This window comes from Algoriphagus sp. AGSA1, from assembly GCF_021390545.1.
GTDB lineage: Bacteria > Bacteroidota > Bacteroidia > Cytophagales > Cyclobacteriaceae > Algoriphagus.
On record NZ_JAJUWR010000028.1, the window covers coordinates 39,417 to 63,958 of the forward strand.

The 24,542-nt window shown below is 42.9% G+C and carries 25 protein-coding genes; 10 read left to right on the forward strand and 15 right to left on the reverse strand.

Annotation, left to right across the window (positions count from 1 at the left end; translation table 11 throughout):
* Positions 1-35 precede the first annotated feature (35 nt).
* From LZF95_RS19825 to ubiE, 4 genes are all read right to left on the reverse strand, one after another.
* A complete protein-coding gene (locus LZF95_RS19825) occupies positions 36-788 on the reverse strand; it encodes a M15 family metallopeptidase (protein WP_233756814.1) in 753 nt (250 codons plus the stop codon).
* Positions 788-1,546, reverse strand: coding sequence for an SDR family NAD(P)-dependent oxidoreductase (locus tag LZF95_RS19830; protein ID WP_233756815.1), 759 nt, complete (start codon positions 1,544-1,546; stop codon positions 788-790). Before LZF95_RS19830 ends, LZF95_RS19825 begins: the two co-directional genes overlap by 1 nt.
* A gap of 218 nt (positions 1,547-1,764) precedes the next feature.
* Positions 1,765-2,577, reverse strand: coding sequence for an outer membrane beta-barrel protein (locus LZF95_RS19835; protein WP_233756816.1), 813 nt, complete (start codon positions 2,575-2,577; stop codon positions 1,765-1,767).
* A complete protein-coding gene (gene ubiE, locus LZF95_RS19840; RefSeq protein ID WP_233756817.1) occupies positions 2,526-3,248 on the reverse strand; it encodes a bifunctional demethylmenaquinone methyltransferase/2-methoxy-6-polyprenyl-1,4-benzoquinol methylase UbiE in 723 nt (240 codons plus the stop codon). The genes LZF95_RS19835 and ubiE overlap by 52 nt, the downstream gene beginning before the upstream one ends.
* A 122-nt stretch (positions 3,249-3,370) precedes the next feature.
* On the opposite strand from ubiE, the gene yihA reads away from it, so the two are divergent.
* The 5 genes from yihA (at position 3,371) to LZF95_RS19865 (ending at position 6,596) form a co-directional block, all read left to right on the forward strand.
* Positions 3,371-3,973, forward strand: a complete 603-nt coding sequence (yihA, locus tag LZF95_RS19845; protein WP_233756818.1) for a ribosome biogenesis GTP-binding protein YihA/YsxC — start codon at positions 3,371-3,373, stop codon at positions 3,971-3,973.
* A gap of 49 nt (positions 3,974-4,022) precedes the next feature.
* A complete protein-coding gene (locus tag LZF95_RS19850) occupies positions 4,023-4,472 on the forward strand; it encodes a DUF5606 domain-containing protein (RefSeq protein WP_233756819.1) in 450 nt (149 codons plus the stop codon).
* A 42-nt stretch (positions 4,473-4,514) separates the two neighbouring features.
* Positions 4,515-4,823, forward strand: a complete 309-nt coding sequence (locus LZF95_RS19855) for a hypothetical protein (RefSeq protein WP_233756821.1) — start codon at positions 4,515-4,517, stop codon at positions 4,821-4,823.
* 78 nt (positions 4,824-4,901) lie between these two features.
* Positions 4,902-5,375, forward strand: coding sequence for a lipocalin family protein (locus LZF95_RS19860; RefSeq protein WP_233756823.1), 474 nt, complete (start codon positions 4,902-4,904; stop codon positions 5,373-5,375).
* Positions 5,376-5,474: 99 nt separating this feature from the next.
* Positions 5,475-6,596: a sugar phosphate isomerase/epimerase gene (locus LZF95_RS19865; RefSeq protein WP_233756825.1), complete on the forward strand. Its 1,122-nt coding sequence runs from the start codon at positions 5,475-5,477 to the stop codon at positions 6,594-6,596.
* Positions 6,597-6,903: 307 nt separating this feature from the next.
* Here the strand turns inward: LZF95_RS19865 and rnhA are convergent, their stop codons facing one another.
* From rnhA to aroQ, 4 genes are all read right to left on the reverse strand, one after another.
* Positions 6,904-7,356, reverse strand: a complete 453-nt coding sequence (gene rnhA, locus LZF95_RS19870; protein ID WP_233756826.1) for a ribonuclease HI — start codon at positions 7,354-7,356, stop codon at positions 6,904-6,906.
* A gap of 36 nt (positions 7,357-7,392) precedes the next feature.
* Complete coding sequence (locus tag LZF95_RS19875; RefSeq protein WP_233756827.1) at positions 7,393-7,983, reverse strand: MarC family protein; 591 nt, start codon at positions 7,981-7,983, stop codon at positions 7,393-7,395.
* 280 nt (positions 7,984-8,263) lie between these two features.
* Positions 8,264-9,319, reverse strand: coding sequence for an aminotransferase class V-fold PLP-dependent enzyme (locus tag LZF95_RS19880; protein ID WP_233756828.1), 1,056 nt, complete (start codon positions 9,317-9,319; stop codon positions 8,264-8,266).
* 13 nt (positions 9,320-9,332) lie between these two features.
* Positions 9,333-9,746 (reverse strand): type II 3-dehydroquinate dehydratase, encoded by a 414-nt coding sequence (aroQ, locus tag LZF95_RS19885; RefSeq protein WP_233756829.1) that lies wholly within the window; start codon positions 9,744-9,746, stop codon positions 9,333-9,335.
* Positions 9,747-10,086: 340 nt separating this feature from the next.
* Here aroQ and xerD point away from each other — a divergent pair, with 340 nt between their 5' ends.
* Together xerD and LZF95_RS19895 are read left to right on the forward strand one after the other, a co-directional pair.
* Positions 10,087-10,992 carry a site-specific tyrosine recombinase XerD gene (xerD, locus tag LZF95_RS19890; protein ID WP_233756830.1) on the forward strand — a complete coding sequence of 302 codons (906 nt, stop codon included), beginning with the start codon at positions 10,087-10,089 and terminating at the stop codon, positions 10,990-10,992.
* A 57-nt stretch (positions 10,993-11,049) separates the two neighbouring features.
* On the forward strand, positions 11,050-11,613 hold the full coding sequence (locus LZF95_RS19895) for a redoxin domain-containing protein (protein ID WP_233756831.1): 564 nt from the start codon (positions 11,050-11,052) through the stop codon (positions 11,611-11,613).
* 17 nt (positions 11,614-11,630) lie between these two features.
* On the opposite strand, the gene LZF95_RS19900 is transcribed toward LZF95_RS19895, so the two are convergent.
* Positions 11,631-12,380, reverse strand: coding sequence for a LytTR family DNA-binding domain-containing protein (locus tag LZF95_RS19900; RefSeq protein WP_233756832.1), 750 nt, complete (start codon positions 12,378-12,380; stop codon positions 11,631-11,633).
* Complete coding sequence (locus LZF95_RS19905) at positions 12,377-14,443, reverse strand: tetratricopeptide repeat protein (RefSeq protein ID WP_233756834.1); 2,067 nt, start codon at positions 14,441-14,443, stop codon at positions 12,377-12,379. Before LZF95_RS19905 ends, LZF95_RS19900 begins: the two co-directional genes overlap by 4 nt.
* A gap of 321 nt (positions 14,444-14,764) precedes the next feature.
* Here LZF95_RS19905 and LZF95_RS19910 point away from each other — a divergent pair, with 321 nt between their 5' ends.
* On the forward strand, positions 14,765-15,208 hold the full coding sequence (locus tag LZF95_RS19910; protein ID WP_233756835.1) for a hypothetical protein: 444 nt from the start codon (positions 14,765-14,767) through the stop codon (positions 15,206-15,208).
* 292 nt (positions 15,209-15,500) lie between these two features.
* Positions 15,501-16,736, forward strand: a complete 1,236-nt coding sequence (locus LZF95_RS19915) for a hypothetical protein (RefSeq protein WP_233756836.1) — start codon at positions 15,501-15,503, stop codon at positions 16,734-16,736.
* 79 nt (positions 16,737-16,815) lie between these two features.
* On the opposite strand, the gene LZF95_RS19920 is transcribed toward LZF95_RS19915, so the two are convergent.
* The 3 genes from LZF95_RS19920 to LZF95_RS19930 form a co-directional block, all read right to left on the reverse strand.
* Complete coding sequence (locus LZF95_RS19920) at positions 16,816-17,313, reverse strand: hypothetical protein (RefSeq protein ID WP_233756837.1); 498 nt, start codon at positions 17,311-17,313, stop codon at positions 16,816-16,818.
* Positions 17,314-17,478: 165 nt separating this feature from the next.
* Positions 17,479-19,824 carry a TonB-dependent receptor gene (locus LZF95_RS19925; protein ID WP_233756838.1) on the reverse strand — a complete coding sequence of 782 codons (2,346 nt, stop codon included), beginning with the start codon at positions 19,822-19,824 and terminating at the stop codon, positions 17,479-17,481.
* A gap of 173 nt (positions 19,825-19,997) precedes the next feature.
* Positions 19,998-20,819 (reverse strand): purine-nucleoside phosphorylase, encoded by an 822-nt coding sequence (locus tag LZF95_RS19930; protein WP_233756839.1) that lies wholly within the window; start codon positions 20,817-20,819, stop codon positions 19,998-20,000.
* A 94-nt stretch (positions 20,820-20,913) separates the two neighbouring features.
* On the opposite strand from LZF95_RS19930, the gene LZF95_RS19935 reads away from it, so the two are divergent.
* On the forward strand, positions 20,914-21,438 hold the full coding sequence (locus tag LZF95_RS19935; RefSeq protein WP_233756840.1) for an NADPH-dependent FMN reductase: 525 nt from the start codon (positions 20,914-20,916) through the stop codon (positions 21,436-21,438).
* A gap of 3 nt (positions 21,439-21,441) precedes the next feature.
* Here the strand turns inward: LZF95_RS19935 and ftsZ are convergent, their stop codons facing one another.
* Together ftsZ and ftsA are read right to left on the reverse strand one after the other, a co-directional pair.
* The gene (ftsZ, locus tag LZF95_RS19940; RefSeq protein WP_233756842.1) at positions 21,442-23,112 is read right to left on the reverse strand and encodes a cell division protein FtsZ; all 1,671 of its coding nucleotides are present in this window, start codon (positions 23,110-23,112) and stop codon (positions 21,442-21,444) included.
* Between the two features lie 109 nt (positions 23,113-23,221).
* The gene (gene ftsA, locus LZF95_RS19945) at positions 23,222-24,532 is read right to left on the reverse strand and encodes a cell division protein FtsA (RefSeq protein WP_233756844.1); all 1,311 of its coding nucleotides are present in this window, start codon (positions 24,530-24,532) and stop codon (positions 23,222-23,224) included.
* Positions 24,533-24,542 lie beyond the last annotated feature (10 nt).

Genomic DNA, 24,542 nt, shown 5'->3' on the forward strand with positions numbered 1-24,542 from the left:
AATACTGTCATCTTGAATATTGATAATTGGATTTGTCATTTGATGATTTCAAACTTTTCCCCGGCTTCTTTCCTGCTGAAGGCATTGAAATGCCACCATTCAGAACCTATCCCGCTAAATCCATTACCTGTCATTACTTTCCGCAGAATATCCCGGTTGGCAATTTGCGCTTTCGTTAATTTCCCGTCGGCGAGCATTTGCTTTTCACGGTCCGGATACGCTAGATAGCCAAAATAATCATAAGCTGTACCCATATTCAGGGTTGTATCAGCTTTTATATCGTAAATAGTCAGATCTACAGCTACGCCATAATTATGCAAACCACCTTTCTTCGGATCTGCGACATATAGAGGCTTGATACTGTCAGGTTTGTCCAGCACATCCCACAAAATCTGCTGTACACTCAGCGGACGAACTCCATCATACACCAGCAAGGTATAATCCGGGTGCATCCCTTTCAGCATTTCTTGGGCTTTTTTCAATCTTTCTGCTACTTCCGGCTGAAGATAAGCCTTAGTCAGATCACCATACACATCCTCACCAAAGAAATTGTCGGGCGTGGAATACTTTAGCTCCACCAGAATCCCAGGAATTACTTCTTCCACATCCACCAATCCCTGGGCAATCAATTTTTCCTCCAACTCAGGAATTTTCGCTTCCAGTTCTACATCTTTTACCGGATCCAGCACTTCCCGCTGCTGCTCAGAGAAAATCTCCTGATCGCTTTTCTGCGCTGTGCCGCAGGCAATCAACATCAAGAATAAGAAGAAATAAGAATTATTCACCATCAAGGATTTCTATTTACAATAGTAGCTGAAGCCTGGGCTGTGGGCAACACCACTACATCGGCAATAGTCACATGCGGAGGCCTAGTTACGGCAAACTCGACGATATCCGCAATATCCTGGGCGACCAATGGCTCCATTCCTTGATAAACCGTATCTGCACGGTTTTCGTCACCCTTAAACCTAACAAGAGAAAACTCAGTCTCGACCAGCCCGGGATGAATAGCAACCACTCTGATCCCAAACGGGTTCATGTCTATTCTCATTCCTTTGGTAATGGCATCTACCGCATGTTTAGACCCGCAATACACGCTCCCGTTGGGATAGACTTCCTTTCCGGCTATGGAACCTATGTTGATGATCATACCGGATTTCCGCTCCGTCATTCCTGGGATAATGGCCCGCGACACATACAAAAGCCCCTTCACATTGATATCCATCATATCATCCCAGTCACCTAAATCTGCAGATTGCACCGGATCCATCCCATGAGCATTTCCCGCGTTATTGATCAGTACATCTATGGCTTTCCATTTTTGAGGAAGTTTGTCAAGGATTTCCTTTACTTTTTCCCGATCACGCACATCAAATACTAAAGGCAAAAAACCAATATCCTCAGGCAATTCAGATTTCAGTTCCTCCAACCGGTTTCCACGTCTTCCGGTGGCGATGATATCAAAACCTATCTTGGCAAGGGTGATTGCGGCAGCTTTACCGATTCCAGAAGTAGCTCCGGTGATTAGGGCAATTTTGTTTTTCATCCTGAAAGATAAAAAAATTATCAATGGACAATTTTCAATACTCAGTGATCAAAAGAAAAATTCCAAGGGTTCGGATATACTCATCCACAGTTTTTCAAACATTATTCTAGGTCTTCTAATAATTGCAGGGCTTGTTGTGCCGATTATTAAAACAGGAATGCTAACTGCTGGGTTTGGTTCAAAACCTTCGCACCTTTCGACTTTTCACCTTCTATTCACTACTGAAAATTCAGGTAAAGCGTAATGCTTTTTCTTTTAAGTGAAGAAATAGCATCCCGAAGCTCCGGCAATGTGTTTTCCGCCTGATAGGTATTCATCATCCCATGAGAAAAGCGTATCTCCGGGGCAAACTTGAAGTATTTGAAGTAAATCTCAAAGCCCATCCCTGCTTCTATTGAAACGTCCCGGCCCGTCATCACGATATCGTCCACATTGGCTTCATCCTGGCTTTTGGTACGGAACTGATAGCTCCCGCCTCCAATAAAATACATGCGGGTATTATTGAATCTCACCGAACGGTATTTGAAGAGTAAAGGTAATTCTACCATAGTGGCTTCTGAGCTATACACCTGAACTCCTCCGGACACAGTACCTTCGTTCCCAGGAGTTGTCTGTATGAGCCCCTCATCTAGCTTATCGTAAAAATAAGTCACTTCTGTCTTATACTCATAGAAGCCCACCTTCGGTGTAAAAAGCAATTGTACTTGATCGTGAAGCCTCAGAATACCGATAAACCCCAGTGAAAAACCCGGAGAAAACTGAGGCTGAACACTCCTAACCCGGGAAAAGGGATTAGTGCTGTTTGACCCTTGATTCATAAACGCATCGGTATATTTCACTCGCAGCGTACTATTGTGGGCAGCCAGAAAAAAACCATAGGAAAGCGTCCGGTTATCAGAACCTGCTGTTGAGGTCAAGCCAAACATCCCTTGCCCAAACGTAGGGATTACTGCCGAGAAAAACACTAAACCCAGTAGGACTATTTTGTTCCTACGTAGATTGAGCTTATTCCAAATGTAAGTGGTTTGCATAGGTTGCTGGTGAATCCGACTTTGTTCATAATTCTCAGAAAATCCATTCCGTACGGAAAGGCCTCCACTGACTCAGGAAGATAGGTATAAGCTGAATTGTCCTTGGATACAATCTTTCCGATCTGAGGCAAAATAGCTTTGGAATAAAATGCATAAGCCTGTTTCATCGGTGCTTTGGTCGGCTGGCTAAACTCCAATATCACCACTTTACCTCCCGGTTTAAGTACGCGATACATATCTGCCAGTCCTTTTTCCAGATTCTCAAAGTTCCTGACACCAAATGAAACGATGACCGCATCAAACTTATTATCTTCGAAAAGCAGCCCTTCAGAATCACCAAGCTGAAGCTCTATTTTATCATCCAGTCCTTTTTTCTTCATTTTCTTTCTGCCTTCTTCCAGCATGCCCTCGGAGATATCCACTCCGATGATCTTGTCCGGGTTCAATGACAGTGCTTCAATGGCAAAATCACCCGTACCCGTCGCTATATCCAGAATCAGCTTAGGCTGATCATCTTTCAGATATTTAATTGCTTTTTTTCTCCAGCTGATATCAATTCCCATGCTGAGCACATGATTGAGCAAATCGTATTTGCCGGAAATGTTGTTGAACATTTCAGCTACTTGTTCTTTTTTGGAGTCTTGTTTGTCTTTATAGGGAACTACGGCCATCAGAATTCTGTCTTTGAAAGAGCAATAATAGGGAAGAAACACGAGGAATGGAAAAATGTTACGCTTCGCTTTCCCCTGCCCTTTACGGATAATGTCTTACTTTTGCATCTAAACACCAGCAGATGATCAATAAAGCCACTTTCGTAATCAGTAATTCCAACCCTGGAAATTGTCCAAAACCAGACCGTGCTGAGATCGCTTTTATAGGCAGATCAAATGTGGGCAAAAGCTCCCTGATCAATATGCTCGTCAACCAGAAAGGCCTGGCCAAAACATCCCAAAAACCCGGAAAAACCCAGTTGATAAACCATTTCCTGATCAATGATAAGTGGTACCTTGTTGATCTTCCGGGCTATGGTTTCGCCAAAGTCAACCTGAAAGTAAAGCAGGGATGGGAGAGCATGATCACGACCTACCTCACCAAGCGGGAAAACCTATGCGGGGTATTTGTACTTATTGATAGCCGATTAGAACCCCAGCAGATAGACCTGGAATTCTTACTCTGGTGTGGTTCCCAAGGAGTTCCTACGGTTTTGGTATTTACTAAAGCTGACAAGCAATCCAGGGCAAAAACTGACCAGAATATCCGGAAGTTTCTAAGCAAAACCCAGGAAATATTTGAAGAAGAACCTGACTACTTTATCAGCAGCGCAGAGGCAGGCACTGGAAAAGCTGAACTGACACGGTTTATGGAAGAATTGGTAACAGAATATGAAGTCCGGTAAATCATTAAATTGATAATCCTATATTTGCAGCCTCGAAAAAACAAACCAAATGAATTTTAAAGATCTTGCCACCGTAGCCGGGAAATCCGGGTTGTTCAAAGTTTTGAAGCCTTCACGCACTGGGGTGATCCTGGAAAGCATGGATGCCAAGAAGACCAAGCTCGTTGCGGGAATGTCCCAGCGAGTATCTATCCTGAGTGATATCTCTATCTACACCTTGACAGAAGAAGGCGCTGAGCCGTTAGAATCTGTAATGCAGAAGATGGAGGCTGAGTTTCAGGGTGATCTGGGCCTGGACGCCAATCCTGATGACACTGAACTTAGAGCTTTCATGAAGCACGTTCTTCCAGAAGTGGACGAAGCGAGAGTATATACCTCCGATATCAAAAAACTGATCAATTGGTACAAACTAATCCGGGAGGAAGCTCCAGAAGTATTACAGAAAACTGAGGAGGAAAAACCTATAGAGACTAAGTCAGAGGAAAAATCAGACAATTAATAATCCAGCCCCGAACAGACTCGGGGCTTTTTTGATAACGGCATGAGTGAGCCCCTATCCCAAGAAACTTTTCTGCTGCTGCAAAAGGATTTTGACTTTCCCGAAAGCCCAACTGAATTTGATGAAGAAAAGGCGATTGCCACTCTATCCAAAGTCATCGCTTATATGCTTGACAGGGAATTCGAACGCCTGTTACAGATTTGCTACCGCATAGACTTGGGGGAAGAACAACTTAAAAAAATCCTACATGAATCCGAGCCAGATGAGGTTGCTATCGATTTGGCGACAGCACTGTGGAACCGACAAAAACAAAAGGTGCAAATCCGCAAAAGATATTCATCGAATGGATAAACATCCGCAAATAAAAATTTGATTTTCTGACAGGAAATTTTTCTTATTTTAGATTTTCTGTCCCTAACAGCCTTACCTATGAAGATCTTCTCCCCATTCTCAGTTTTACTTGCACTTCTCAGCGTGATCTTACTTGGATCCTGTTCTGATGATGACAACGACCCTCCGAAATCTGACCAAGAATTAATAGGATCCGGCGTAGCCTGGAAGTTTGGCAGTGCATCAGCCGGTGGCTTTCCTGTCACCTCGGCTATTCCTGAGTGTTTTCTGGACAACACTATAACCTTCAATTATAACCAAAGTGGCAACACAGGAGTAGTAGATGCGGGAGCGATCAAATGCGATGAAACAGAACCTCAATCCGGAAATTTTGTTTGGACATATAATGAATCCACGAAGGTACTCTCTGTCGATACGGATCTTATTGACATCCCAGGTGCCAGTGGCGACATTAAAGTGGTTAGCGTGAACTCAGATAATTTGGTGCTTACACAAAGTGTAGCTTTATCAGGATTCGGTACACAGGAGGTAACCTTGACTTTAGTACATTGATAGATTAACTCAACCTTAGTATAACAAGGGAAATAGGCTTAGCCCTTGTCAAAGGCTGGTATATTTCCTTTTTTTGTTTACAACCTAATAAACCTAAAAATGGCAAACCCAATCTGGATAATGACATCTGCTTTTGATCAACTCAACTTGGATCAGACAGTAGAAAAAGCATTGGAAATAGGCGTGCAGGGTTTAGACTTGTGCGTTTTCAGAAAAGACGGGACACGGGATGATTTTGTGGCCACACACTTGGACTATGAGAACTTTGGAGTAGAAGAAGCAAATAAACTGATCTCAAAATTTAATGGTGCTAAGCTGCGGCTTTCTATTGGAGCATTTGAGAACCTGATCGGGGGTGATACAGATCAGCGTGTCAAAAACCAGAATCATCTTCTCAGATTGATCAGAATGGCCTATTTGCTGGGCGGTGATGAAAACGATGTCAAAGTCGGCACCTTCGTCGGCTATAATCATGAGCTGGGGAATCAGGATGGCGGTTTTGAGAAAAACCTCTTGGAGTACCAGAAGATTTTTGGCCCCATTATACGCTATGCTAATAGTCTTGGAGTAACGGTGCTCTATGAAAACTGTCCCATGGAAGGCTGGAGAAGTTCTGGGTACTTTGGCACCTATAATAACCTTCCAGGACTGTTGGCCGCACGGAAAATCATGTATGATTTGATCCCCGAAAGCAACCATGGGGAGATTTACGATCCTTCACATGACATCTGGCAGCATACCGATCCTGTGGAAGTGATCAGAAACACAGACATGAACCGCCTCAAGAGAATCCATGTGAAATCCACCCGAAACAATCCTGATCCTTTCTGGGGAAATATGTATCCCATACAACATGTACCTGCAGAATGGGCGGAAAAAGCCGGGATCCCCAATAGCACCAATCCTTGGGACAGGCATCATTACGAGGCTACTTTACCAGGATTTGGATTGGGGGATTCCATGGACTGGAGGGCTTTTGTGAATATTTTAAAAGAGAAGAATTTCTCAGGGCCTTTTGAAATCGAAAACGAAGCTGTGCTGTCCAAGCAGACTGGCAACATGGGAGCGATTGTACAAGGCTGTAAAGCTGCTGTGCAAAACTTGGCTCCCTTGCTGTATGAATTGGGAGAAAACGGCTGGCAATACCCTGAGCCAGAATACAAGCCCCTTCTGGAAATCAATCGGGAGGATGTACCGCTGATGACTATGGGAAAATTATAATGCATCCAATCTTCTAGATAAACCTGCGCGCCCCAATAATTTACGTTAGTATCGTAAACTAGTATCTTTTATAAAAGTAAACTGGACTAAGGATGGTAATCACCATAGATCCGTTATGTAGAAACGAATGGTTGGTAGGCAAATAACAGGTTAGTGTAAGGTCGTTCCGTAGGAACTTAGGATGATTTTCATTTTCGAAACGTTCCTAGGGAAGGAGAAACAGATTGTTTATACAAATTAGCTCCAGACGAATTGCCCCTGCATTACAAAGGTACAGGTCATTTTCAGCCTCATTGCTCAAACATTCTCACAAACTAGCTTCGTATCCGGTATCTACCTTCAGGTCAAAACCCTCCGCTGCCTCTACAGCCAGGCGGTCACAACGCTCGTTTTCTATGTTTCCTGCGTGTCCTTTTACCCAGATAAACTTGGGTTTATACTTCAGGTGCAATGGAATATAGCGCAGCCAGAGGTCAGGATTTTTTTTGTCCTTGAAGCCCTTTTTCTGCCAGCCCCAGATCCAACCCTTCTCTACCGCATCAACCACATATTTGCTGTCTGAATAAATCTGCACTGGAAACTCGTCTGTGGTAAGTGCTTGAAGCGCACGGATTACCGCCAAAAGCTCCATACGGTTGTTCGTTGTCAGGCGAAAGCCTTCAGAAAGCTCCTTTCGGTGTTTGCCGAATTTCAAAACAGCTCCATAGCCTCCCGGGCCGGGGTTTCCTTTGGCAGCGCCATCAGTGTAAATGGTAATCATGTAGTAAAGTAAGTGAAAATGTGCAAGAGATCTGGATTATACTCCAGGCTCAATCCCTATGGCAAAAACATTCGTTTTGAATATTTTCACTGCGATGGACAGCAGTATGATCCCAAAAATCCTTCTCAAGACATCCAATCCCGTCTTCCCGATTTTCCGCTCCAGCCATCCTGTGCTTTTCAGTACGACATATACCAGAATAAGATTCAGCACGATCCCTATCGCAATATTGATCTGGGCAAATTCAGCCTTAAGGGTCAAAATGGTAGTCAGCGTACCTGCCCCTGCGATCAAGGGAAATGCGATAGGCACTATGGAAGCACTGTCTCTGGCATCAGGATCAGATTTGAAAAGTTCTATTCCCAGAATCATCTCCGCACCTATGGCAAAAATGATCAAAGCACCTGCGATCGCAAAGTCCTCCACTCCTATTCCAAAAAGGCTCAAAATAGACTTGCCCGCAAAAAGAAAGAGGATCATCAACACCCCAGCTACAAGTGTGGCTTTTTCGGACTGGATATGCCCCACCTTCTGTCTTAGATTGACGATTATCGGTATAGAACCGAGGATATCAATCACAGAAAAAAGAATCAGGGAAACCGACAATATTTCTTTCAGATCAAACATTCCGCGAAAATAGTTATTTAACCATTGAGGTTATCAAAAACCTCAATGGTTTTTAAATTACGGAATAATGAAGAAAAAAACCTGCCCATGGATGACTAGCATACCTCAAAGAATTCCCTATCGCCAAGTATATTTCTCCAAACAGAATTTATTACGATTAAGACTGGATATAAAAGAACTGAAAACAAAAAGGCCCAAGTCCGAAGACTTGGACCAGTAAAGTGGCTTGGAAACTGCGTCCTCTGCGAAAACCTCTGCGTCCCCCGCGGTTCCCATATAATCAATATCTTCCCAAAAACGCAATCAACTTATCCATCTCGGCATTGGTAATCGCAGGAAAATTTGCGATCCGGAAGCTGGTCGGCTTATGTGGCCCGTATCCTGAACCCAGCTGCATCCCTTCTTTCTCTGCATCTTTTTTAACGGACACGATTAATTCCTCCGATCCAGAAACCGCCAGTACGGTCTTACTCCTGGTCTCGGCATTGTCCACAAGCATGCGTAGCGACTTGGACTGCGCAACTGCCGTCTCCAGCTTCAGCATCCTTTCCCGAAGATTCGCATCGATGTGCTGGACTTCCTCCAAATCCTTCAAAACCCGGTTTAACAGATAGATCCCCAAAACATTTGGAGTGTAGTGCGTTTGATACCCAGCGGCATTTTCCAAGATAAAACTCAGGCTATTGTATCTCCCTTTTTCACCTTTTCTTTCACACTTCTCTACTGCTCTAGGAGAAAGTATCAGTATTCCCAGCCCTGCCGGAAGGCCGAAGCACTTCTGCACGGAAGCGTACCAGATATCTGCTAGGCTGAAATCCAATTCGATTCCTGCCATAGATGAAGTGGTGTCCACTGCGATCATTTTCTCTGGATATTTTTCTTTGATCTCTTCAATCACTTCCAGGGGAACCTCGGTTGCATTGGCTGTTTCGTTCTGGGTGAGTGCGATCACATCAAATCCGGCTGGAATATCCAGCTCAGCCACATTAATCGCCTCGTTAGCCTCGATCTTCAGTCCGTCAGTCGCAGGATTGATATGCTTGGCAAAGCCTATCCACTTCTTCCCAAAAGAGCCTGAGTATATATGAAAACTTGCCTTCTCTACAATGGACTGGGTGATAATCTCCCAATTCTCAGTAGCGGAGGAAGTGAATAGCAACCTGTAATCATCCGGCATATGCAGTTTTTCCCGCATGAGCTGCTCAGTCTCCTGATACAAATTCATAAAGGCGCTGCTGCGGTGATTGGCACTCAGGATGCCAGCGTTGTAAGCATCTTGCAAATAGGTGGGAAGGGCATCATATACTTTGGATGGCCCAGGCGCAAATGTGAGCATAGGTAGAGATAGGTTATTGAAAATAGAGAATTCCAAGTGCGTAGCCTTTCAGGCCAAGTCCGGAGATCATCCCTACGCAGGATTTGGAAATTATGCTTTTGTGGCGGAATTCCTCCCGTTTGTAAATATTCGAAATGTGGATTTCCAGTGTCGGGGTGGTTACCGCTGCGATGGCATCTGAGATAGCTACTGAGGTATGGGTATATCCTCCAGCATTGAGTAAAATAGCATCAAAAGTAAAACCGACTTCATGGATTTTATTGATCAATTCTCCCTCCACATTGCTTTGAAAATAATGTAGCTCAACGTCCTGAAAGGCTTTTTTCAAGCCCTCAAAATACTCTTCAAAAGAAGTGCTTCCATAGACATCAGGCTCTCTTTTTCCAAGAAGATTTAGATTGGGTCCGTTAATGATCAGGATTTTCAAAACAAAATTCGGTTTGGTGATTAGGAGATCAAAGTTAAAAGGATTTTCAATTTATAAAGTGGTAAAGTTAGAAGGTTGTAAGGCTGTAAAGTTGTAATTTTACTTAGGAACCTCGAAAAAAGTCATGCATATTGATCTTGATGATAGGCTAGTAGCTGAAATCAAAAAATGAACTGATTTAAAAACTGTCCAGTAAGTCGTAGAAGATGCTTTAAAGTTTATCTGAGGAAAATCAAGCTGGATGAAATAGCCAATCAAAAAGGAAAAACTACATGGGAAGGCAATATAGCCGAAATACGGAAATGTTGATTTTCCAATTTTTAAATGTTTCAATCTTCCAATGAATAATCTCTGGCAAAACCACATCAAACAATTCCGCCATTACCTCAAACTGGAGCGTTCCCTTAGCGGAAATTCTATTGAAGCTTATACTCGGGACGTGGAGAAGTTGGCGAATTACTGCATGCAGAATTTTCCTGACAAAAACCCCCTGGATTTGGAATTGGAACACTTACGTAAGTTTGTAAATGAACTTGCTAAACTGGAAATATCGGATTATACCCATGCGAGGATCATCTCAGGAATAAAAGCTTTCTATAGGTACCTGATGTATGAGGACAAAATCACCGAAGATCCTTCACAACTTCTGGAAGCACCAAAACTTGGCCGAAAACTGCCAGACACCCTGAGTTACCAAGAAATAGTAGAGCTCCTAGAGGCCATTCCTCTTGGAGAACCTGAAGGTCATCGCAACCGCGCGATGCTAGAAATGTTGTATAGCTCAGGTTTGAGGGTGAGTGAACTTGTTGAACTGAAAAAAGGGCAGGTTTATGAAGATGTAGGCTTTTTGAAAGTAGTGGGAAAAGGCAACAAAGAGCGGCTCGTCCCAATCGGAAAAGACGCCTTGAAATACCTGAACATCTATAAAGATGAAGTTCGGGTGCATCAGACCATCGCCAAAGGCCATGAAGAATTTGTTTTTCTAAACCGTCGAGGAAAGAAACTTTCCCGGGTTATGGTTTTCCTGATCATCAAAAAAACCGCAGAACAGGCAGGAATCCAAAAGAACATTTCCCCACATACATTCCGGCATTCCTTTGCCACCCACTTGATCGAAGGCGGGGCAGATCTCCGTGCAGTGCAGGAAATGCTTGGCCATGAAAGTATCACGACCACGGAGATTTACACGCATTTGGATCGGGATTATTTAAGGCAGGTGCTGACTGATTTTCATCCAAGGAAGTGAGAGGTTGGAGGTTGGATTAAAAAAACAATAGTTTTACAGATATTAATTTAAATCTAAATGAAAAAACTATCGCTAGTACTTTTCGCTCTGTTAGGTCCATACACCTTGTCTATGGGCCAAGGCTATAATTTAGCTAATCCGGATGAGCTTGAGAATTTTATATACTTTGAAAGAGAAAGATCTCTTGGGCTGCCTATTGGTTCCGAATTCCCCGAATTTGATTATGTAGATATAGATGGAAACAAACTTGAATATTCAGACATCAAAGACAAACTGATTGTGCTCAATACTTGGTTTGTAGGATGTACCGGTTGCAAGCAGGAAGAAGAGTATCTTATAAAACTTACTGATGAACTCAAAGACAGAGAGGATATAGTGTTTCTCAGCTTTGCGATGTCTTCTCCCCAAAAAATTGAAAGGTACTTTTCCAAAAGAGGAGATTTTGGATATAAGACCGCTAGTGTGGACAGCAAATGGGTAGAAGAAAACTTCAACATTAAATTATCACCTACCCATTATATCATCAAAGACGGGATTTTGGTTGAGCTAATTTCAATACCCATTTCTGCTCCTCAACTTCTGGAATGGTACAAAAGCAGGATTTTGGAGTTTGCTTCCTGAACTACCGCGCACTAGAATCAAATCTTCCTCAGTGCTTCCATCAAGCCTTCTTTTCTCCGCTGAGCTACTTCCAGTTCCGAGCCGTCAATTAATTGCACCACACCTCCTTTACCTCTCTGGTAGCTTTTCACTTCTTGGAGATTGATCAGATGAGAATTGTGGATCCGGAAAAATTGGAACCCAGAGAGGAGCGCCTCAAATTCCTTTAGTGTCTTGGACACCAAAATCTTCCTTCCGTCACGAAGAAAAAAATAAGTGTAATTCACATCGGCCTGACAGCGGATAATATCTGCAATCATCACAAATTCAATCCCTGCGAGCGTAGGCAATCCTATTTTTTTCCGTGTGGCCCCTTCAGCATAATAGCTAAAAATATTGTCCAGCTTTTCAGATATTATCAAGTCTTTACCCTTAGCAACAAATAGGTTGACCGCAACCGAAAGCTCTCCCGGATCTATTGGCTTCATCAAGTAATCTAAGGCAGAAAACTTGATGGCCTGCAAGGCAAAACGCTCATGGGCTGTTGTAAAAATGATTTTGAAAGGAATCTCATCGAGCTGCCGAAGCATTTCGAAGGCATTACTCCCTCCTAACTCCACATCCAAAAACACCAAATCCACCTTCTCTGACCGCAAAATCCCCAAGGCCTCTTCCGATGAGCTGCCATAAGCGATCAACTTTACCTGATCAGAATGATTACGTTCTACTAACAGTCTCAGCCTTTCGTAGGCCTGTTGCTCATCTTCAATTATAACTGCTTTGATCATACGCCTGAAAAATCCGGTATTACCATTTCTACCTGAAAACCTGTCTCCAAGGATCTCCAAGATATGGAATTTACATGGCTCTTGGTCTCACTTGTTCCGAGCAATTCTATTCTTTCCTGCACAATCTTCAAGGCCATAGACTGATGCTTTGGATTCCCACCAGCTTCTCCCTGCGCATCAGATGCACCCTTCCCATTGTCAGTCACCGATATATACAAGGAGCCGGAGATAGCCTGGACTTTGATCACAATCTCACCTGTGTGATCCACCTTGGATACCCCATGCCAAATGCTGTTTTCCACCAAAGGCTGGAGTAGCATAGGCGGAATCAAAACCTCATCTGCATCCAATCCACCAGTCAATTCCCAGCGAAGGCTTATCTCCTTCCCGATCCGCATACTTTCTATGCTGACATACGCTTCCAGTAGCTCCATTTCATCATATAGGGGAATCAAGCGCTGCTCAGAGGATTCCAATATCATCCGTATCAGCTTGGCAAACTTTCCCAGATAGAAATCAGCGTCTTCTGTACGGTTTTTCAGAAGGAAATTACTTATGGAATTCAATGCGTTGAAAATAAAATGAGGATCCATCTGAGCCTGAAGCGATTTCAACTGCAATTCGGCGATCTTGCGCCGATACTCAACCTGCCGCACCTGAGACCTCTTGCGCAACAAATAGTACCCAACACAAAGTAACACCAACACGAAAATCAAGATGATCAAGTAGATTTTGGCCCGAAAACTTTCCGCTTCATTCTCAGATCTCAACCGTTCTTTTTCCAACTCATTTTCCGCCAAAACCGCGGCGTTCTTAGCTTTGACATCGTATTCTATTTGTAACCTGAGTAACTTCTTGTTGTTTTCATCATTGAATATACTGTCCCTCAAAACAACACTCTCTTTGAAGGTCTCAAGGGCTTTTGAAGGATTTCCCAACTTTTGGTAAGTCCCAGATATAGCCTCCAGCGCCAGTTGTTTCCTGAGGACGGACCGTGCTTCCTCTGCAAGCAACAGAGCCTCCTGCTGTAAGGCCAACACACGACCCCAATCAGGATTATAGGTGTTTTTATCGATTTCCAAGCTCGAAAGCTCCAATTTCACTAGGGATAAATTGACTTTATCCTCTAATTTTTCATAAAGTCCCATAGCCTGGGTAAATGATGCTTCTGCTTTGCTCAATTCACCAAATGACCTATACAAAATCCCAAGATTAGAATAATCAGAGGCTATTCTTCTGGAATTCCCTATTTCAAGGTTGATCGTCAAAGCCCTAGTCAGCAAACTGTCAGATTTTTGCAAATCTCCTAGCTGCTGAAAAATATTTCCAAGATTTGCCAATGCATTGGCTTCATCCTGCTTCAGCAGATTGTCCTGAAAAACCTTCAAGGCTTGCGCTTGGTAATCAAGGGCATTATCAAGTCTGTTCATGTTTTTATACACCAATCCCACATTAGACAATAGGTTTCCGCGAATAGCAGCATCCTCTTCATCGGTTTGGGAATATGCTTCCAAAAACATCTCTAGAGCCTTAGGGTAATCCGCCAGAGCCAGATAAACCACTCCGATGTTGGATAGACTGCTAATCAGATTCTTTTGAAGATCCAGTTCTCGGAAGATTACTTCCGCTTGCTGATGATAGTCCAAAGCACTCGCATAATCTTCCCGGTTATAAGAAATCAGGGCCATGTTATTCATTGCGATGGCTTCCCTTCGTCTGTTCTTTAAATCCCGGAAAATACTTAAAGCCATTTGGTAAGATACAAGTGCCAAGCTATCCGCCCCCATATACCAATAATTTACTCCCTTATTATTGTAGGCTGTTGCTTCTAGGGAAACCATTTCGATTTTCTTGGAGAGTGACAGGGCAGAATCGGCAAAATCAAGTCCTTGCTCCGGATCCCGGGAAGCGAAATAAAATGCAAGTTCGTTATATACTGAAATCTTTGTGGAGTCGTGAAGGCCTGGTTCGAAAAGTATGGTCTTAAGGGAATCCAATTCCCCTTGGGAAAAAACCTTTCCTCCTGCAAACAATAAGACCAAAATAGAATACATTATTCTCATTAGAAACGGCAGTTAACCCTGTAAAAATTAGCTGATTAATTCCATTTTATCGAATATGAGTTGGATTTATTCAGAACATTATATCTTTTATCGTTCGATTGGTGATTAGTTTTGTATCTGAAACTAAGACCTTCTCGACCTGTTTTGGGAATATTAATTTTTACGTTAACCATTTTAGCGTTTTGCCCCGCATGTATATCTACTAAAATCTTTCCTCGAATCAAATGCCATATATGCCTGAGCAAGACAGATGGGATTTTACTACTCCCGCTCAAATGGCAAGAAAGCTTTCACAAACTTTCGATTGCCCAACAAAACAGTTTGGAAAATACGATTCTAAAAACTTTCAAGGATAAAGGGTTTCAAAATGTAACTCTCTATGATCAGATGGATTATGAGCTTCTCAATACCGGAATCAAAGACGTAGAAGATCCTGTGCAGCGTGCCAATATTAATCTGGAATTAGGCATTCCCTATCTTTTGGGGCTAAGTTTGGGAGAATTGGCTTGGACTGGAAACTGGGAAAGAACTGATCCTACAAACATACATTCTCCCAGCTACTGGGAAAGTGACACTGATATTAAAAGTCTCCTAAGAGTCGCGCTGATGGAAACAGCCACCGGGAATATCATTTCTAATTATGCTATAGAAACCACCATCAGTGAATTCCCTATTCCTATCGGCGATGAACAAACACTGGATTTGAATTTTGGCACTTTATACAAAGTCGTATCAGTTTCTACACGCAAAGGGACCAAAATTTGATAAAGGACTGTGGATCTTATAATTAGCTATGGTTAACCATTCTTCTTTGGCAATAGCGCAATTTTGGTTCTATTCTTTCCCAATCTTTTAACCTTAGCTTGCGATGTGTCGCAGAAAATAAATCAAACTAAACAGGGTTTACCACTTTTTCTGGGTAGCGCTTACATCAAACAGTTGACAAACTATTTCCCTTAACCATCCAGGGATTTTGTTAACACTTGTAAAAATCTGCAAATCAGCTTTTCATAAATCCTATTTTTTAGTTAACTTTTAGTTCAAATCAATCCATCCTATGAAAAAGCTGTTTTTACTCGGATTCCTCTCAGCATTTTTGTTAGCTCCACAAGTAAATGCTCAATCAAAAACTGAAATTATATCTGTAGATGGAAACCAGATACGGACAAAAACTTCAGGTTTGGCAGAGCGGAAAGCTTATCAACCCATTGTGATTCTGGAAGCTGGGACTGGGCAAAGTTTAGAGTCATGGAACGCTGTCTTTGAGCAAATCGCTGAGTTCTCTCCTGTGCTATCCTACGATAGAGTAGGTCTTGGGAAGTCTTCTGATTCTGATCAAAAACCTACTATAGAGTCGCAAGTGAAGGCATTGGAAGGGCTTTTAGAAGAAATGAATATCCAGCCGCCTTACATTTTAGCGGGAAACAATTGGGGAAATCTACTCATCCGACATTTTGCAGAAAATAATCCAACTCAAGTGGAAGGAATGATCTACGTAGACCCTGTGATAGACACTGAAAATGCGACTCAGCTAAGTAAATATCTAAGCGAGAAAGGTGTGGATGGAAAAAAATTAGTCGTTGAATACATGGATTTATTAGCCCAGCGAATGACTGGTAATTCTGTCGGAAATAATCTGGAATCTCAACTCTTTTTGGGCATGTTGAATGAAGACGAGCTAATCTGGTCGTCTCAAGCTGTTCCAGAAGTGGCCTCGGTAGTTATTTTAGGAAGAAGTATCAATGTATTTCCGATGATAAATGAGTTGTCTATGAATTCGCAGGAATTCTACAAATTGTTAGTAGCAAGCAAGCTGGATTTCTTTGATGAGTACACGCTAATTCGCCCGGAATATTCAGTGCTTCTATCTTCGGGAACCATGAATAGACTACCTGCCGCTGAGCCAACTCGAATTGCCCAGTCTGTACGCCAAGTACTCTACGCCGACCCAAATAAGAAAATCGTAAATGCTGCTCACAAACTTTCCCCTGAGGAATTTGCCACCTTTATCGCTGATTTGGAAGCTTATATACCAGTATCCTTATTAGCCGAGGAGAACTTCAATATGCTGGGATATAGCCTCATGCGTTTTGATAAGTACAAACATGCCTTGGCACTCTTCCAATACAATCTTGAAAACCACCCAGATTCTCCGAATGTCTATGACTCCCTAGGGGAAGGCCTGATGGCACTCGGAAGAGTGGAAGAAGCTGTTCCACTTTTCAAAAAAGCTGTGGAAATGGGTGCAGAACCTCAACACCGGGATTTTGAACTCTTCAAAAAAACCTGGTAAAAGGTGAAGAAATGCTGGCGGGAATGGACAGATAAAAGCGAGGATTAAAAAAACAATTATAGCAACTAGCTTGGCTCAATTAGCTAGTTACAAAAACCAAAGCTATTCTGTAATCACCCTTTTCTCCACTCGCAAAAATCATCTGATTAGTAGAAAGCTCTACCAATTGTAGACTGAAAAAAATGTTTTTAATGACTCCATTGACTGATGAAGCCTTACTGATAGAAATAAAGACAAGCCCCTCTTCCTCATAAAATTCATAGGAAGCCGTGGTTATTTCATCCTCCGGTGCGACATTATCACAGCCCCCTTCTCCTGAAGTCACATTTATCTCATTCGAATCTTTTTGAAAAACAAAAAAATCATCAACAAAACAGGTGTTTTTTTCACTTAGCTGTTTCTGGTTACAGTTAGTATAAAAAGCCTGTAATTCCCATTGCTTGAAATCCCCTCCATGAAGTTTGACTAAATCTTCAGCCGTATATTTATCCTGAAATAAAGGCTCCTCATCCGTAGTACAGGCAAAAAGATTTAGAAGTATGAAACTCACGAAAAATATAGATTTGAGAATCTTCATCGTAAAATAGATTAATAGTAGTTTTGGGAAAAACCTCCCGGCAAATCCCAAACCAATCATAGAAGCATTCAAATATAAACTACTGATATTTTAAACTAAATATCTAACCACCTGAATTAGTGAAATAAAAAAAACGAAGCATTTTCACACTTCGTCTTTTCTCTCTCAAAACTCTACTCTATAACTCAGAATCGGTATCAATGGAGCCTGATAGGAAGTTTTGATTTCATTGCTCAAGGGTTCGAAATATTCCCCGAAGACATTCTTGCGATTAGTGGCATTCTGAATATCGAGAGACCAAATACGGGTGGATTTCGGTTTGTTTTTCGTCAGACTAAAACGCAAATCTGCCCGGAAGTAGCTTGGGTTTTTCTCCGAGAAAAGCTGATCTTCTATATAAACACCCTCACCTTTTTCAATCGAAGCATCCAAATCTATCGGGGTGTCGCGTAGTCCCCCACTGTATATAGACCGGAGATTCACCCCAAACACCCTGTTTTTCTTCAGTTCATATTCCTTTCCGGCAGTCAGCGTCACATTATAATTTCCATTATACGCAGTGTTTCTCCATACGTCTTCATTCGTCTTATAGAGTGAATTATATATGGAACTGGAAAGCAGGAAATAAAACCCTTTATACGTAAACTGTTCCAAGGTCAGTTCCACTCCATAATTTCTCCCAAAACCCTCGTTCACCAGAGGATCGGTAGTAAATGTCCACTGCTGATTGATAATAGAATACGTCTCATCAGCTCCACTTCGGATAGGAATCTGGAAAAGATGCTGGTAGTAAGTCTCCACTTTCATCCGTAGATAGGAGTTGAGTGTGCGGTCATAGCCTAGTACAAAATGATGGGATTTGCTTAAGTCCAAGTTTTCATTTGGCAGGATGATTTGTCCATTGACCTCCTGCTCCGCAAAGTATGTTCCCAATGGCTGCACCTGACCGTGCAACCCATATCCCAGGCTTAGCCGCTGCTTTTCGTCCAAGGCATACGATGCACTAAAACGGGGTTCCAAGGACTTTGAGTTGTTCAAGAGGAGTTGCAGATAATGCAACCCAAGGTTGAAAGTGAGACGCTCATTGGCGCGGTAGTTTAGCTGGGAAAAAGCCTGGACACTCTGCGTATTTCCTTTGGAATTGATATGGGTTTGCATGCTTTGTATTTCTTCTTCGAAAGCATCTTCCCGAAGATTGTAATAAAGTTGATTGAGATAAAATCCGCTTCGCAAAGCTGCTTTTGCAGAGATCTTCGTATTCAAGACTGAACTCAAGGTGATTTTGGAATTACTGTAATTTTCATTAGACCTTCCCTGAAAGTTCAGGTTGTCGTCAAGTCTTGCCGAAGTACTACCAAGAGAGTTCCCGGAGGCCAAAATTGTGGACTGGAGAAAGTTGCTTTGATTTAGAATATAAGAATGTTTCAGTCCTACAGCTCCGGTATTGGAGAAAAATCTACTGCTGTATCGGTCCCAATCGGATTCCCATTTCAGCGAATCTTTCTGTGCATTTCCATCCTGATCACTCAGTCCTCCAAAACCAAAGATTGTAACAGTGCTTTTCGGGCCTGTAGGTAGAAAGACATTAAAAGACAAGTCTTGGAAATTGGTCACAAAATCCCCCAGTGGAAGCCCTAACTTTGACAATAAAGAAAGAGTAGAATATCGATAATTCACAAGATAGGATCCTCTATAGCCCTTGGCAATTGGTCCTTCTGCGGCAAGGTCCACGCCCAAAAACCCCGCTTGAAAAGTGAATTCCTGATTCTCATTATTCCCTTTACGCAGGTTCAGGTCAAAAACCCCGGAAAGTGCATTACCATATTCCGTAGGAAATGCAGCCGTGATAAAATCTGAATCCGACAGCAGCTGGGAACTTAAAATGGAAATGCCTCCTCCCGCTGTACCAGGATTTACGAAATGGTTCGGATTGGGAATATCTATCCCCTCCATCCTCCAGAGAAGGCCATTGGGGCTATTACCACGGATAGAGATATTGTTGTTCCCATCATCAGTACCTGTGACTCCTGGAAAAGAAATAGCCATACGCCCAGGGTCATTCACCGCAGCGGCAAACTTTCTGGTTTCTTCTACAGAAAAAGTCCTCCCACTCACCTGAATCATGTCATTGATAGTCCGGTCCTTTTCATCGGCGGTCACGATGAATTCATCAATCTGGGTGATATCCTCTTCAACAAAAAGGGTGAGCACGACTTCCTTGCCTGAATTGAGTTTGACGTTAGGCAAGAGAACATCCTTAAAACCTATGAAACTCACTTTTAGCGTGTATGATCCTACCGGTAAATCTACCAGCCTAAAATCACCTGATTTATCGGTAGTCGTGCCAATCAATGGATCCGAGCCTAAAACCACCACGGTTGCACCCGGTAAAGGTGCTTTGGTAATATGATCCACGACCGTCCCTCGGATTGTCTGTTTGAGTTGCTGAGCCTGCACAGAATGAGCTGTGCAGAAAATCAATAGAAAAAGAAGTTTAGAAAATACTTTCATCGTAGCTGGGATATGTTCGCAGCTATGACATAGGGAAAGGGATTTACCCTTAGTGGGTAAGTAAATTTCTTGGCAGAGTCACCTGTTTTTCAATCTCAGTCATGAATTTTTAATTGAAAAATGTAGCTTAAAGTCCTGCTTCTGGAGAAGCAGGACTGCGATGAGGAGTCTGCTCAATCAATCTGTCGTACCACCTCTTTGATGATGGCAGCCATGATGGGCTCTGCTTTGGCGGCCGCTGCAAGTACATCCACTATGGTGACAGGCTTGATCTTCCCTTCAACTCCCAAATCCGTAATTGCGGAAATCCCAAAGACTTCTATGCTCATTTGTCTTGCTACAATCACCTCCGGCACGGTACTCATGCCCACAGCATCCGCTCCTATTCCCCGCAAATATTTGTATTCAGCAGGAGTTTCCAGATTAGGTCCCTGCACCCCCACATAAACTCCCGTGTGCACATGGTAATTGTTTGCTTTTGCGAAGCTTACGGCAATCGCGATCAAATCCGCTGAATATGCATCACTCATATCAGGGAATCTAGGCCCAAATTCCACATAGTGCCGCCCACGAAGAGGGCTCTCGGGAAACAAATCGATTTGATCTCGGATCAGCATCACATCTCCTACTTCCTGATCAGGATTTAGCCCTCCTGATGCATTAGAAACCAGCAGTCTTCTTATTCCAAGTTGGTGCATTACCCGTATGGGAAAAGTGACTTCTTTCATAGAATAACCTTCATAGTAATGAAAACGTCCCTTCATAGCCATTACTTTTTTCCCGGAAAGCTCCCCAAAAATCAGTTTCCCAGAGTGGCTTTCTACCGTAGAAAGGGGGAAATTGGGGATATCAGCATATTCGATTTCTTTTTCTACGGCGATTTGATCTCCCAAATGCCCAAGACCAGTGCCTAGGATGATGGCGATTGAAACTTCACCTGTATATTGGGAGCGAATAAAAGAAGCCGCTTCAGAGATTTGATTTAGGTAGTCCATAAGGTATGTTTTGCCTGCCCTAAATATATAAATTACCTCTTAGCTTCGAACTTTTGCCAGGGCAAGAATGTAATCCTTTCAGAAAAAAAAGAAAATGATCAAGATAATCGTAGGAACCAACCGCAAGAATTCTGTCTCCAAGACCATTGCTGAACTTTATCAGTCTATTTTAAAAGAAAAGGGAAAACCCTCTGAAATTTTGGAATTAGAAAGTCTCCCAAGTGATTTTATTGAAAATGCACTTTACGAGAACAACGGCAAACATGAATTATACAATGAATTCCATGATCAATTAGTAAATGGAAAAAAGTTTGTGTTTATAGTCCCAGAATACAATGGTTCTTTCCCGGGAATCCTCAAAACATTTATCGACGGAATGACCTATCCCAATACCTTCAGGGGAAAAAAATGTGCTTTGGTGGGAATATCCTCAGGAATAGGCGGTGGTGGCATCGCTATGAGCCACCTTACCGACATCTTCCATTATCTTGGGATGCATGTCCTAGCTCTAAAACCAAAACTGGCTAAAATAGAGCAAAATATGTCAGATAACCTGCTCACCAACAGGCTGTACATGGACTTATTGCAAACCCAGGCAGACATGCTGCTTGAATTTTAGGACTTAGTCCACATTATCATGCAGGAATCTGTTGTTTCCTAGAATCTCATTATCATCGCTTAAGTTATACTTGCTGATGCTAGGTTCAGAGCTATGTTGAGGCTCTTTCAATACTACATTTTTACGCTGATAGGCAGGCACTTCCATCTTCTCCTTCAGTTCCTCCGGAGTAGGGTTAAATGCACGGCTACCTTTCAGCTTCTCGAAGCGCTCGTGCGCTCTCTGAATTGCCTTTTGCTTCATTTGTTCATAATAATCATTGGCAAAAGCCGGAGTCGCGGGCTCTTCTTTCCTAGGCTCTTCTACATTTTTCTTTTCATCTTCTTCTTCAAAAAGATCGTGTACAATTTTCTCCTGGGCTGGCTTTGGAGCTTCAGCTTTAGCTTCTTCCTTAGGCTTAATGAAAGAGAACAGGCTTTCTTTCTTTGGCGCCGGCTTAGGAGCTTCGATTGGTTCTTCTCTTTTTGGAGTTTCTGCTACAGGCTTCTCTACCGGGGCAGGAGTTGGAGCTGGAACCGGGGATTTTGGCATAGAGAAAACAAACGTAGAACCATTTGCAACAGACTCCTCCTTCACTTTCTCTGATTTACCAGAGTCAAGGTTGATTACGGTTTTTTCTTCTTCCACATCTTCTACCGGAGTACTAGCTACTGGAGCTGGAGTGGCTTTTTGAGCTTCCGCTCTAGTCCCTGTACCTTCCAATCTGTCCATTTCAAAACCCGTGGCAATCACAGTCACACGTATGGCTTTGCCCAGTTCCTGATCGATTCCCTGACCAAAAATAACCTCGGCATTATCCCCTGCTTTTTCCTGGATATACTCGGTGATTTCGCTCAATTCGTCCATAGAAAGCTCTTCTTCCTCACCGGACATGATAGAAAGCAAGATCTTCTCAGCTCCCTTGATATCCACGTTGTTCAACAACGGAGACGAAATCGCAGCACCTGCGGCACGGATCGCACGTCCTTCTCCTTCTTCTGTGGAAGAACCCATCACGGCAGCGCCTGCATCTTTCATCACGGTCTTCACATCTTCAAAATCGACGTTGACATCCTGATGAACAGTGATGATCTCAGCGATAGATCTGGCAGCAGTCGATAAGATATCGTCAGCTTTGCTGAAAGCAGTTCTGATGGCTAGATTGCCATAGATCTCTCTCAATTTGTCATTCAATATTACCAGTACGGTATCACAGTTTTCTCGAAGTGCCTCAATACCGGCCTGGGCTACATTCATTTTCTTTTTGCCCTCGAACATAAACGGAGCAGTAACGATGCCCACAGTCAGGATATTAAGCTCTTTTGCAATTCTGGCTACTACGGGAGCGGCACCTGTACCGGTACCTCCGCCCATTCCAGCGGTGATAAATACCATTTTGGTATTGTCAGCCAATAGCTCGCGGATCTCATCCTCGGATTCTATGGCCGCATTTCTTCCTTGTTCAGGATTAGCACCTGCACCAAGACCTTCGGTCAAATTGGCTCCTAACTGTAATCTAAGCGGCACAGGACTGGATTTAAGGGCCTGGGCATCGGTATTGACTACCACAAACTCAACGTCTTTAATCCCCAGACCAAACATGTGGTTTACGGCATTGGAACCGCCTCCACCCACACCGATTACTTTAATAATCGATTTTGGATTTTTTTGTAAATCAAATCTGTAATCTTTCATGTTATCTGACATATTTATTGTTATTGGTGAAATTTTCTATAGTTGTATTAGTGGTGTATAAAGCGGGGAAATTGGCAGTAAAACCATCAACCTCCCCCAATCTTAAGCCCTAGTAGTTAATATCGTCACCGATATCATCACTCAGAATTCCTTTCAGCCTTCCTGCGATTTTATCGAAAATGTCTTTAGGATTAATCTCCATATTCTTTGCCCTTTTTATATTTTTCCCGTTGGCAGTACGCTTGGCATAACCTTGATCTCTATCGTCTAGTGCCTTGAATCCAGCGAGCACCAGACCTACTGAAGTAGCGTACATTGGGCTTTTCACTTCCTCGATCACTGACTTACCAAGGTGTTCATTAGGATAGCCGATTCTGGTATCCAATCCGGTCATGTATTCAAAGAGCTGACTGATAAACTGCAGCTGGGAACCACCTCCGGTCAAAACAATACCCCCGGCAAGCTTTTTATAATGCCCACTCTGCATGATCTCATTCTGGACGATTTCTATGATCTCCTCCATCCTGGCCTGGATAATAGAAGCCAGATTGCGGATGGAAATCTCCTTTGGAGCTCTATTTCTCAAACCTGGGATAGATACGATTTCATTGGGATTAGCCTCTTCCGTAATTGCCTTACCAAACTTTGTTTTCAGCAACTCAGCCTGGTTTTGCATGACCATGCAGCCTTCTTTGATATCCTTGGTAATGATATTTCCTCCTAGAGGTATCACAGCTGTGTGTCGGATGATATTTTCATAGAAGATGGCGATGTCCGTGGTACCTCCACCTATATCCACCAGACAAACACCTGCTTCTTTTTCATCATCACTTAATACAGAAAGTGAACTCGCCAAGGGCTCTAGAATTAGTTGCTTGGAAACTAAATCAGCACGACGAACACATCTGTTGATATTATTGATAGCGGTAGTCTGGGCGGTGATGATATGGAAATCTGCTTCCAGGCGGGTACCCGACATACCTACAGGATCTTTGATCCCCCCTTCGTAATCCACTGTATAATCCTGTGGCATTACATGAATAATGGTGTTTCCGGGAGGGATAAGTATATTTTCCATCTCACTGGAAAGTCTCCTCACATCTTCTATGGTGATCTCATCATCCGTAGGCTGACGCATGATGCTACCACTTTGGATTTTGCTTTGGATATGCTGTCCCGCTATTCCCACAATCACATCTGCGATGTCCACATTGGCCATTTCAGAGGCTTCCTCTACAGCCTTTTCTATTGCGTGGACAGTTTTGTCGATGTTAGTCACTACCCCGCGATCCACACCGTCCGAAACGGCCTTGCCCATGCCCAGCACTTCAAGTTTGCCATACTCGTTTTTGCGCCCTACAATGACACAGATTTTGGTGGTCCCAATATCCAGTCCTACTATTAGTTCTTTGTTTTCCATATCCAAGCTA